The 10,268-nt window shown below is 55.1% G+C and carries 9 protein-coding genes, 2 rRNA genes and 1 riboswitch (1 of these 12 running past the window's edge); of the genes, 1 reads left to right on the forward strand and 10 read right to left on the reverse strand.

What is annotated here, in order from left to right:
• Nucleotides 1-80: 80 nt before the first annotated feature.
• From purF to purE, 8 genes are read right to left on the reverse strand one after another with little or no spacing between them, the layout of a single operon-like run.
• Nucleotides 81-1,493 (reverse strand): amidophosphoribosyltransferase, encoded by a 1,413-nt coding sequence (gene purF, locus CWI35_RS08915; RefSeq protein ID WP_011229773.1) that lies wholly within the window; start codon nt 1,491-1,493, stop codon nt 81-83.
• Nucleotides 1,469-3,697: a phosphoribosylformylglycinamidine synthase subunit PurL gene (gene purL / locus CWI35_RS08920; RefSeq protein WP_119877671.1), complete on the reverse strand. Its 2,229-nt coding sequence runs from the start codon at nt 3,695-3,697 to the stop codon at nt 1,469-1,471. Before purL ends, purF begins: the two co-directional genes overlap by 25 nt.
• On the reverse strand, nt 3,681-4,367 hold the full coding sequence (gene purQ / locus CWI35_RS08925; RefSeq protein WP_014194764.1) for a phosphoribosylformylglycinamidine synthase subunit PurQ: 687 nt from the start codon (nt 4,365-4,367) through the stop codon (nt 3,681-3,683). Before purQ ends, purL begins: the two co-directional genes overlap by 17 nt.
• A complete protein-coding gene (purS, locus tag CWI35_RS08930) occupies nt 4,364-4,618 on the reverse strand; it encodes a phosphoribosylformylglycinamidine synthase subunit PurS (protein ID WP_014194763.1) in 255 nt (84 codons plus the stop codon). The genes purQ and purS overlap by 4 nt, the downstream gene beginning before the upstream one ends.
• Entirely contained in the window at nt 4,606-5,349 is a 744-nt protein-coding gene (gene purC, locus CWI35_RS08935) for a phosphoribosylaminoimidazolesuccinocarboxamide synthase (RefSeq protein ID WP_014194762.1), read from the reverse strand. Before purC ends, purS begins: the two co-directional genes overlap by 13 nt.
• 60 nt (nt 5,350-5,409) lie before the next feature.
• Entirely contained in the window at nt 5,410-6,705 is a 1,296-nt protein-coding gene (gene purB, locus CWI35_RS08940) for an adenylosuccinate lyase (RefSeq protein WP_013144127.1), read from the reverse strand.
• Entirely contained in the window at nt 6,702-7,850 is a 1,149-nt protein-coding gene (gene purK / locus CWI35_RS08945; RefSeq protein ID WP_011229767.1) for a 5-(carboxyamino)imidazole ribonucleotide synthase, read from the reverse strand. The genes purB and purK overlap by 4 nt, the downstream gene beginning before the upstream one ends.
• The gene (purE, locus tag CWI35_RS08950) at nt 7,843-8,331 is read right to left on the reverse strand and encodes a 5-(carboxyamino)imidazole ribonucleotide mutase (protein WP_011229766.1); all 489 of its coding nucleotides are present in this window, start codon (nt 8,329-8,331) and stop codon (nt 7,843-7,845) included. The genes purK and purE overlap by 8 nt, the downstream gene beginning before the upstream one ends.
• Before the next feature lie 110 nt (nt 8,332-8,441).
• Nucleotides 8,442-8,543: riboswitch (purine riboswitch) on the reverse strand.
• Between the two features lie 148 nt (nt 8,544-8,691).
• On the opposite strand from purE, the gene CWI35_RS08955 reads away from it, so the two are divergent.
• Nucleotides 8,692-9,141, forward strand: coding sequence for an Hsp20/alpha crystallin family protein (locus tag CWI35_RS08955; RefSeq protein WP_011229765.1), 450 nt, complete (start codon nt 8,692-8,694; stop codon nt 9,139-9,141).
• Between the two features lie 254 nt (nt 9,142-9,395).
• On the opposite strand, the gene rrf is transcribed toward CWI35_RS08955, so the two are convergent.
• Nucleotides 9,396-9,512 (reverse strand): 5S ribosomal RNA (gene rrf, locus CWI35_RS08960).
• Nucleotides 9,513-9,753: 241 nt separating this feature from the next.
• Nucleotides 9,754-10,268, reverse strand: a 23S ribosomal RNA gene (locus tag CWI35_RS08965); it runs 2,415 nt beyond the window's last position.

The following is a 10,268-nucleotide window of genomic DNA, read 5'->3' on the forward strand; positions in this document are numbered from 1 at the left end:
GCGACGCTCTTGTTGCGCAGCGTTTCTCTCGCGGAAACGCGCCACCACATTCGTCAGCTGCACCGGTTATACTTCCTCCATCATTTCATCGTCAGACATGGCCGCGCCGCTTGACCGAGGCGGGTCGGATATTGGCCAGTGAAACACGCCAAACATTGCCCACGCTGCGGCGAGACGTCCGGACGCCCGATGGCCTCAAGCATCCCTTCCTGGCTGATAAAGGCGAGGGAATCAGCGCCAATCAAGCGCCGAATCTCTTCAACAGTGCGATTCGCCGCGATCAATTCTTCCTTTGACGACGTATCAATGCCGTAAAAGCAAGGATGGGTGATCGGCGGCGCGCTGATGCGCACGTGCACTTCAACCGCCCCGGCTTCACGGAGCATCGCGACGATGCGCCGGCTCGTCGTCCCGCGCACGATCGAATCATCCACCATCACAACCCGTTTGCCGGCCACAACCCCGCGCACCGGCGACAGCTTCATTTTCACTCCTTGCTCGCGCAACGCCTGCGACGGCTGGATGAACGTCCGCCCGACATATCGGTTTTTAATCAACCCCAATTCGTATGGAATGCCGCTCGCCTCAGCGTAGCCGATGGCAACAGAGATGCTTGAGTCCGGCACGCCGGTGACGATGTCGGCCTCTGCCGGCGCTTCCAAGGCCAGCCGCTTTCCTAAGTTTTTTCGGGCCTTATGGACATTGATGCCGTCGACATGGCTGTCCGGACGAGCGAAATAAATGTACTCCATGCTGCAAATCGACCGCGGCTGCCTAGGAGCGAACCGTTCTGAACGCACCCCTTCGCGGCTGATGATGAGCAATTCCCCAGGCGCCACTTCCCGCTCGTATGTGGCGCCGATGACGTCAAACGCACACGTTTCCGACGCCACGACATACGCCGAACCGAGCCGGCCGAGCGACAGCGGCCGAAACCCGTGCGGATCAAGCGCCGCATAGAGCGCCTTTTCCGTCAGCAACAAAAACGCAAACGCCCCTTCGATCTGACTGAGCGCCTCTTTCATTTGCTCGACAAACGTCGGCGCTTGGCTGCGGCGGATGAGATGGGCGAACACTTCCGTATCCGATGTCGTCTGAAAAATACTTCCTTGCCCTTCAAGCGCGAGCTTCAACTCGATGGCGTTTGTCAAGTTGCCGTTATGGGCGAGCGCCATCGCGCCGGTTTGCGAGCGGAACAAGAGCGGCTGAACGTTTTCATAGCCGCCCCCGCCCGCCGTCGAATAGCGGACATGACCGATGGCCGCCGCCCCTTTGAGCGCATCGAGCGTACCGCTTTGAAACACATCGGTCACCAGCCCCAGCCCTTTATGACTGGATAAGCTCCCGTTATGCGCGACAACGATGCCGGCCCCTTCCTGCCCACGGTGCTGCAGGCTGTGAAGCCCGTAGTATGTGAGCCGGGCGGCGTCTTCATGCCCCCAAATGCCGAAAATGCCGCACTCCTCGTTCAATCCTTTGATTTCAGCAAGCATGGAATAGCCCCTTTCCAGACGTTTCGCATCTTGGCAACGGAAAGGTGAATGAGCGTCTCACCGTGCTCCCCGTTCACCACGAATGCGCCGTCGTCTGTCACTTCGCCGATTTGTTTCGCTTCAACCAGTTGCTCAAACGCCTCTTTTTGCTCTTTTTTCACCGAGACAACAAAGCGTGATTGCGTTTCGCTGAACAGTTCACTGACGAGGTCACCGCCGATCGTCACCTTGGCGCCAAGCCCCGAGGCACCCATGACACACTCAGCAAGCGCAACGGCTAATCCTCCTTCGGCAATATCATGCGCTGACGCCACCACCCCCGCGCGGATCGCCGCAAGCAGCTGGCGCTGGCGGCTTGCTTCCACCTCTAAGTCAATCTCCGGTGCTTTTCCAAAAATGCGGCCTTCCAGCCATTTTTGCAACTCGCTGCCGCCAAACTCCGGCTTCGCCTCGCCGATCACGTAAATGAGGTCGCCCGCTTGTTTAAACGACTGAGTCGTAATATGGGAAAGATCGTCAATGAGACCGACCATGCCAACGACCGGGGTTGGGTACACGGCCTCGCCGTTCGTTTCATTGTACAGCGAGACGTTGCCGCTCACCACCGGCGTCCCGAGCGCCCGGCACGCTTCGCTCATCCCGTCGACCGCTTTTTCGAGCTGCCAGAAAATCTCCGGCTTTTCCGGGCTGCCAAAGTTGAGGCAGTCCGTAATGGCGAGCGGCTTTGCTCCGGAGCAGATGACATTGCGCGCCGCCTCGGCGACCGCGATTTTCCCGCCCGTTTCCGGATCCAAATACAAGTAGCGCGAGTTGCAATCCGTCGTCAGCGCGAGCGCCTTGTTCATGCCGCGGATGCGCACGACCGCCGCGTCCGATCCCGGGGCGACGACCGTATTCGTCCGCACCATATAGTCGTACTGGTCGTACACCCATTCTTTGCTCGCAATCGTCGGCTGGGCGAGCAGCCCGAGCAATGTTTGATTGTAGTCTTCGATGTGCGGAATATACGGCGGCATCGCTTGAAACTCGCGGTAATAAGCCGGCTCGGCAGACGGTTTATGATACACCGGCGCGTCTTTCGCCAAGGCGTCCACCGGAATTTCCGCCACCACCTCGCCTCGGAACAAGAGGCGGAGCATTTTGTCATCGGTCACTTTGCCGATTGCTTTGGCCTCGAGGCCGTATTTGGCAAAAATCGCGGCGATTTCGTCTTCACAACCTTGCTTGACAACAAGCAGCATCCGTTCCTGCGATTCGGACAGCATCATTTCGTACGGCGTCATGCCTGCCTCACGCTGCGGGACGAGATCCAAATTCATTTCAATGCCAAATCCACCTTTGCTTGCCATCTCGGCGGATGAACTCGTGAGTCCTGCCGCCCCCATATCTTGAATGCCGACTAACGCATCGGACTTGACTGCTTCAAGACACGCCTCAAGCAGCAGTTTTTCCATAAACGGGTCGCCGACTTGCACGGCGGGACGCTTTGCTTCCGACTGTTCGCTCAACTCTTCCGAAGCAAACGTCGCCCCGTGGATGCCGTCGCGGCCCGTTTTCGCCCCGACGTACATGACCGTGTTGCCGACCCCGGTCGCCACGCCGCGCTGAATGTCCTCATGGCGGATGATCCCGACGCACATGGCGTTGACCAATGGGTTGCCTTCATACGCCGGGTCGAACTGCACCTCGCCGCCGACGGTCGGGATGCCGACGCAGTTGCCGTACCCGGCAATGCCGGCGACGACCTGCTCGAACAAATATTTGACGCGCGGCGACGTCAATTCGCCAAATCGAAGCGAGTTCAGCAGCGCAATCGGCCGCGCTCCCATTGAAAAGACGTCGCGGATGATGCCGCCGACCCCGGTCGCCGCTCCTTGGTACGGCTCGATCGCTGACGGGTGATTATGGCTTTCGATTTTAAACGCCACCGCCAGCCCGTCGCCAATATCGACAATGCCCGCACCCTCACCCGGCCCTTGCAGCACGTGCGGACCATCAGTCGGGAATTTTTTCAGCACCGGCTTCGAGTTTTTGTAGCTGCAATGCTCCGACCACATGACGGCAAAAATGCCGGTTTCCGTGTAGTTCGGCAGTCTCCCCAAAATCGCTTCAATGCGCGCAAACTCTTCATCTGTTAACCCCATCTCACGGTACAACTTTTGTTCTTTGATCATCGCCGCGCTCGGCTCAAGCAGTAACGACATGCGTCTCCCTCCAATAGTTGACGATCGATCGGAATAGTTTCAATCCGTCCGCGCTGCCGAGCAAGGCGTCGACCGCCCGCTCCGGATGCGGCATCATGCCGAGCACATTGCCCTGTTCATTGACGATGCCGGCAATATCCGCCAAGCTGCCGTTCGGATTTTCTCCATGGTAACGGAACACGATTTGCCGGTTCTCGACAAGGCGCTCGAGCGTCTGTTCATCGCAATAATAATTCCCTTCACCATGGGCGATTGGAATTGTAATGACTTCGCCTTTTTCGTAGGCAGACGTAAACATCGTTTCATGATTTTCCACCGTCAGCTGGACCGGCCGGCAGATGAATTTCAACCCTTGATTGCGGCGCATCGCCCCAGGAAGCAAGCCGGCTTCGAGCAAAATTTGAAACCCGTTGCACACCCCAAGCACCGGTTTTCCCGCTTCGGCGGCTTTTTTTACGGCAGCCATCACCTTGGAGAAACGGGCAATGGCTCCGGAACGCAAGTAATCGCCGTACGAAAACCCGCCTGGAAGCAAAATGGCGTCAAAACGGTCTAGATCGTCCTCGTCATGCCAAACGTATTCGACCTCTTCGCCAAGTTCATCGGCGATCGCATGATACATATCGACATCGCAATTCGATCCCGGAAAGACAACGACGGCAAACTTCATCGGGCGACGGCCTCCTCGATTTCATAGCGGTAGTCTTCAATCACCGGGTTGGCAAGCAGTTTTTCACACATCTCGCGAACGAGCTCGTTGATGTCGCGGTCGCTCTCTTCAATCACGAGCTCCATAAACTTCCCGATTCGTACATCTTTCACTTCCGTATACGATAAGCTGTGCAGCGCCCCTTTTACAGCGGTCCCTTGCGGATCCAACACACTCTCTCGCAACGTGACATACACTTTTACTTTGTACATGCCGATTCTCCCCCTAACCGTTGTAAAATGACTTCGTATGCGTCCGTCAAACTGCCCAAGTCGCGGCGGAACACGTCTTTGTCGAGCTTTTCGTTCGTCTTTGCGTCCCATAACCGGCACGTGTCCGGTGAAATCTCATCCGCCAAGAGGATGGCTCCGTCTGCTGTACGGCCGAACTCAAGCTTAAAATCAATCAACCGCACGTTCCGCTCGGCAAAATGGAGGCGCAGCACGTCATTCACCGCAAGCGCGGCCTGCTTCAGCGCGGCGACTTCCTCGCGGCTGGCGAGTTTTAAAATGAAGATATGATCTTCCAACAACAACGGGTCGCCAAGGTCGTCGTTTTTGTAATAAAACTCAACAAGCGGCGCCTCAAGCGGCGTCCCTTCCTCTAGACCGATCCGCTTGGCTAAACTTCCCGCTACCACATTGCGGACAACGACTTCAAGCGGGATGATCGTCACGCGCCGGACCAATTGTTCCGTTGGCGACAGCTTTTCAATAAAATGATTGGCAATGCCTGCTTCGCGCAGCTTCAAAAACAACAAGCTGGAAATCTCGTTATTGAGCCGCCCTTTGCCGGCGATCGTCGCCTTTTTTTCGCCGTTAAACGCCGTTGCGCTGTCTTTGTACTCGACCCAAAGCACATCTGGCTCGTCAGTCGCGTAAATTTTTTTCGCTTTCCCTTCATATAACAGCTGTTGTTTCGTCGGCACGATCAACGCCTCCATTTGTCCAGAAGATTGAAAATCTTTTGTATAGCCGGCCGGCTTCGACCAGCCGGCAGCCGCTCACTCCAACCCTAAGCGGGCAAAAATCGTATCGACATGTTTCAAGTGATGGCGATAATCAAAACAATCATCGAGCTCCTCTTTCGTCAGCCGGCTCATGATCCGCTCATCCGCTTCAAGAAGCGAGCGGAACGGCACTTGTCTCTCCCACGCTTCCATCGCTTTCGGCTGCACCAAATCGTACGCCTCCTCGCGCGTCATCCCCTTGTCGATCAAAGCAAGCAAGACTCGCTGTGAATAAATGAGCCCGAACGTGCGCTCCATATTTTTTTTCATGTTTTCCGGGTACACAAGCAAATGTTTCACGATATTCGCGAATCGGTTCAACATATAATTCAACGCAATCGTCGCATCCGGCAAAATGATGCGCTCGGCCGACGAATGGGAAATGTCGCGTTCATGCCAAAGCGGCACGTTTTCGTACGCTGTCACCATATAGCCGCGAATGACGCGCGCCATGCCGGTCATGTTTTCCGAACCGATCGGATTGCGCTTATGCGGCATCGCTGATGAGCCTTTTTGTCCTTTGGCAAAAAACTCTTCGACTTCGCGGACTTCGCTTTTTTGCAAGCCGCGAATCTCGACGGCAAATTTTTCAATCGATGTCGCAATTAAGGCCAATGTCGCCATATAGTAAGCGTGGCGGTCGCGCTGCAGCGTCTGCGTCGAAATCGGCGCCGGCGTCAAGCCGAGTTTTTCACACACATACTGCTCCACAAACGGATCCACGTTGGCGTACGTGCCGACTGCGCCGGAAATTTTCCCTACTTCCACCATCTTGGCAGCTTGTTCAAACCGCTCCAAATTTCGCACCATCTCGGCATACCAAAGCGCCAGCTTCAGCCCGAACGTCGTCGGTTCGGCATGAACGCCGTGCGTGCGCCCCATCATGACCGTGTATTTATGTTCGCGCGCTTTCTCTTTCAGCACTTGAATGAAGTTTTCCAAATCACGCCGCAAAATCGCGTTCGCCTGCTTTAACAAGTAGCCGAGCGCCGTATCGACGACATCGGTCGACGTGAGACCATAATGCACCCATTTTCGTTCTTCCCCAAGCGTCTCAGAAACGGCGCGGGTGAAGGCGACGACATCGTGGCGCGTTTCTTCTTCGATTTCCTTAATGCGGTTGACGTCAAACGACGCGTTTTCACGCAGGCGGCGGACATCTTCTTTTGGGATGACGCCAAGCTCGGCCCACGCCTCGCACGCGAGCAGTTCCACCTCAAGCCATGCCTTAAAGCGGTTTTCCTCGGTCCAAATCGCTCCCATTTCCGGTCTTGTGTAACGTTCAATCATCCTCGTTCCAGCCTCCGATCATGCCAAATTTGCCACGATTCGATTCTCGCCAACGCCGCCTCGACATCGTCTGCCAGCACCGTCACATGCCCCATTTTCCGCTTCGGCTTCGCTTCGTGTTTGCCGTACAGATGGACGTAGGTCCCCCCGTCGAACGCACCGATATGCCGAATGACCGGCTCGACGTGCTCGCCTAAAATATTGACCATCACCGCCGGCTTCAACAATTCGGTCGATCCGAGCGGCCAGTTGCAGACGGCGCGGATGTGCTGGGCAAACTGCGACGTCGCGCATGCATTGATTGTATAATGTCCGGAGTTGTGCGGTCTAGGGGCCAGCTCATTAATATAAATATCCCCGTCCGCAGTCAAAAACATTTCCACCGCCAGCGTCCCAACGAGCGAAAACGATGCGGCCAACACTTCCGCGTAGCGAATGGCCCGCTCTTGCACGCTTTCCGGAATTCGAGCCGGAACAATCGTTTGATGCAAAATGTTCTCGATATGAATATTTTCCGCCACTGGAAAAACAGCCGTCTCACCATCGAGGTTGCGGGCGACAATGACCGACATTTCCTTCACAAACGGCACCCAGCCTTCCAAAATGCATGGGCCAAGCCCAAGCAAATCAGCCGCTTTGGCTAGATCGCCTTCGCCGCGCAGCACATATTGTCCTTTGCCGTCGTAGCCGCCGCGCCGCGTTTTCAAGACGCACGGGAAACCGATCGTCTGAACGGCCTGTTCAAGTTCCTCCGCTCCATTCACTTCGACATAGGGCGCCACCGGCAAGCTGGCATCAACGATCGCCGCTTTCTCCAGCGCCCGGTCTTGCGTCACCGCAAGCAGTCGGCTTCCTTGCGGGACATAGGCGTTTGCCTCCAGCCACTCAAGCGCTCGCGCATCGATATTTTCAAATTCGTACGTAATGACATCGCTCACGCGGGCCAGTTCAGCGATGGCGTCCAAATCATGATAAGGCGCCGTAATCTCCACATCGGCCACTTGCCCGCACGGGGAGTCAGGCGTTGGGTCGAGCACGGCGATGCGAAAACCCATCTCGCGCGCCGCCAAAGCCATCATCCGCCCGAGCTGCCCCCCGCCGATGATGCCGATCGTCTGCCCAGGAACGATCCGTTGCTTAGTCAAATTGATCACTGCTTTCTACGATTTGTTTGCGAATCGCTTCCCGCCGCGCTTTGAGCGCCTCCATATAGCGTGGCTCAAGCAGTCCAAGAATCGATGCGGCGAGCAGTCCGGCGTTGGTCGCCCCCGCCTTGCCGATCGCCACCGTCGCCACCGGCACCCCGCCTGGCATTTGCACAATCGACAATAACGAATCAAGTCCATTCAATGCTTTTGACTGCACGGGCACCCCAATCACCGGCAGCGTCGTTTTCGCCGCGATCATCCCCGGCAAGTGAGCCGCTCCGCCAGCGCCGGCAATGATCACGCGGATGCCGCGCTCCTCGGCTGTCTCCGCATACCGAAACATCTCATCCGGCGTCCGGTGCGCCGATACGACTTTTTTCTCAAACGGAACACCCAATTCCGCCAAAATAGCGCAAGCATGTTTCATCGTTTCCCAATCCGAATGGCTTCCCATGATCACCCCAACGAGCGGGCTCATACCGTTTCACTCCTTTTGCTAGCACAACAAAACCCAGAACATGCGTTCCCGTTCATAAACGAGGGAAAGCATCGTTCTGGGCTTTGACAGTTGCTGATCGAAAAAAAGCCAAAACCGATCCTTTCCCTCATAGTCCAATCATTTACGGTGATTGGGTAGAAACTTTTGGGCCATATTCCCAAAATTATATGAGGGATCTTCTCATACACTATGAAGTTACCTTTATAGTAGCAGGTTTTTTTTCGGCGTGTCAAGGAAAAAATCGAACATTTAGTATTTCACCAAAGCAAATGTTCGTGTTTTTTGAATCACCAAACGAAGAAGACGGCATATGATGAAGGAGCGGAGGAGGGAGACGTTATGACCAACGAAAATCCATTTATGCCGTTTTCCGATTGGACAAAACATTGGCAGCAATTTTTCCAAAATGATTTTTGGGGAAGCATCCAGCCGTTGCTGCCGTCATCAAACTCAAACAAACCATCATCCGGCATGAACATTTACAAAAAAGACAACGAGCTGCTCGTTGTCATCAGCCTCCCGGGGCTCGAAAAAATCGAAGATGCAGAAGTGTATGTATCATACAAAACGTTGGAAGTGAAGGCAACCATTAATCTAAACTTCAAAGGGTTTGAGCTAGTAGAAGAAGGCCTTTTCCAAGGCCAATTCCAAAAAACAATCCCACTGCCGTTCGCCGTCAAAGAGGACCGCATCGAAGCAACATACCATAACGGCCTGTTGTTCATCCACCTGCATCGACTTATCCCTGACGAGCCGAAAAAGAAAATTGTCATCAAAAAAAGCGAATAATCTCCCCACGAGTGCAAAAAAAGAAGATACCTGCCTTTCCAAAAAAAGTAAAAAAAGAGGGTGTCCATGCCGTACAGGACACCCTTACGCGAGTTTCCGTTTCCTATCGCTTTTATGAAAAAGGGGGTCTAGGAAACGATGATCACGCTTTACATTTTGGGGGAGAGGATTGAAAATGGCGTCATTCAAAATGACTCATTTCCCATTAGGCAAAAATAATGAGAGAACCATTCAGCTCCCTCATTTTTTTGCCTGCCTAGCAGCGACCTACTCTTGCAGGGGCGCTGGCCCCAACTACCATCGGCGCTGGAGGGCTTAACTTCCGTGTTCGGGATGGGAACGGGTGTTTCCCCTCCGCCATAGCCACTAGGCAAGCGGTTGGATTTTGACATCATTTATTATACTTGAAAAACAAACAATGTCAAGAAGGAAGTTCATTCCCTCAAAACTAGATAACCGTGCTCAGGAAGAAGCCGCTCGCCTGCGCTTTTCGCGCTGTCCAGCTCCGGCTCGCCGCCGCTCGGGGTCAAATAACCTTCGCCTTCGGGATCGGAAATCCCTGCAGGCGAAGAACATTTGCCCGTCGCGGCGACCCGCTCGCCTGCGCTTTTCTTGGTTAAGCCCTCGATCGATTAGTATCCGTCAGCTCCACGTGTCGCCACGCTTCCACCTCGGACCTATCGACCTCGTCATCTTCGAGGGATCTTACCCGCTTTGCGCGGTGGGAAATCTCATCTTGAGGGGGGCTTCACGCTTAGATGCTTTCAGCGCTTATCCCGTCCGCACATAGCTACCCAGCGGTGCCCCTGGCGGGACAACTGGTACACCAGCGGTGCGTCCATCCCGGTCCTCTCGTACTAAGGACAGCTCCTCTCAAATTTCCTCCGCCCGCGACGGATAGGGACCGAACTGTCTCACGACGTTCTGAACCCAGCTCGCGTACCGCTTTAATGGGCGAACAGCCCAACCCTTGGGACCGACTACAGCCCCAGGATGCGATGAGCCGACATCGAGGTGCCAAACCTCCCCGTCGATGTGGACTCTTGGGGGAGATCAGCCTGTTATCCCCGGGGTAGCTTTTATCCGTTGAGCGATGGCCCTTCCATGCGGAACCACCGGATCACTAA

Source organism: [Bacillus] caldolyticus, assembly GCF_003595605.1.
In the GTDB taxonomy this organism is placed as follows: Bacteria; Bacillota; Bacilli; order Bacillales; family Anoxybacillaceae; genus Geobacillus; species Geobacillus thermoleovorans.

Coding starts and splice junctions, on each gene's coding strand:
- purB (WP_013144127.1), bottom strand. CDS start 6,705: ATGATTGAACGTTACACAAGACCGGAAATGGGAGCGATTTGGACCGAG.
- purF (WP_011229773.1), bottom strand. CDS start 1,493: ATGCTTGCTGAAATCAAAGGATTGAACGAGGAGTGCGGCATTTTCGGC.
- CWI35_RS08955 (WP_011229765.1), top strand. CDS start 8,692: ATGACCAACGAAAATCCATTTATGCCGTTTTCCGATTGGACAAAACAT.
- purL (WP_119877671.1), bottom strand. CDS start 3,697: ATGTCGTTACTGCTTGAGCCGAGCGCGGCGATGATCAAAGAACAAAAG.
- purE (WP_011229766.1), bottom strand. CDS start 8,331: ATGAGCCCGCTCGTTGGGGTGATCATGGGAAGCCATTCGGATTGGGAA.
- purQ (WP_014194764.1), bottom strand. CDS start 4,367: ATGAAGTTTGCCGTCGTTGTCTTTCCGGGATCGAATTGCGATGTCGAT.
- purS (WP_014194763.1), bottom strand. CDS start 4,618: ATGTACAAAGTAAAAGTGTATGTCACGTTGCGAGAGAGTGTGTTGGAT.
- purC (WP_014194762.1), bottom strand. CDS start 5,349: ATGGAGGCGTTGATCGTGCCGACGAAACAACAGCTGTTATATGAAGGG.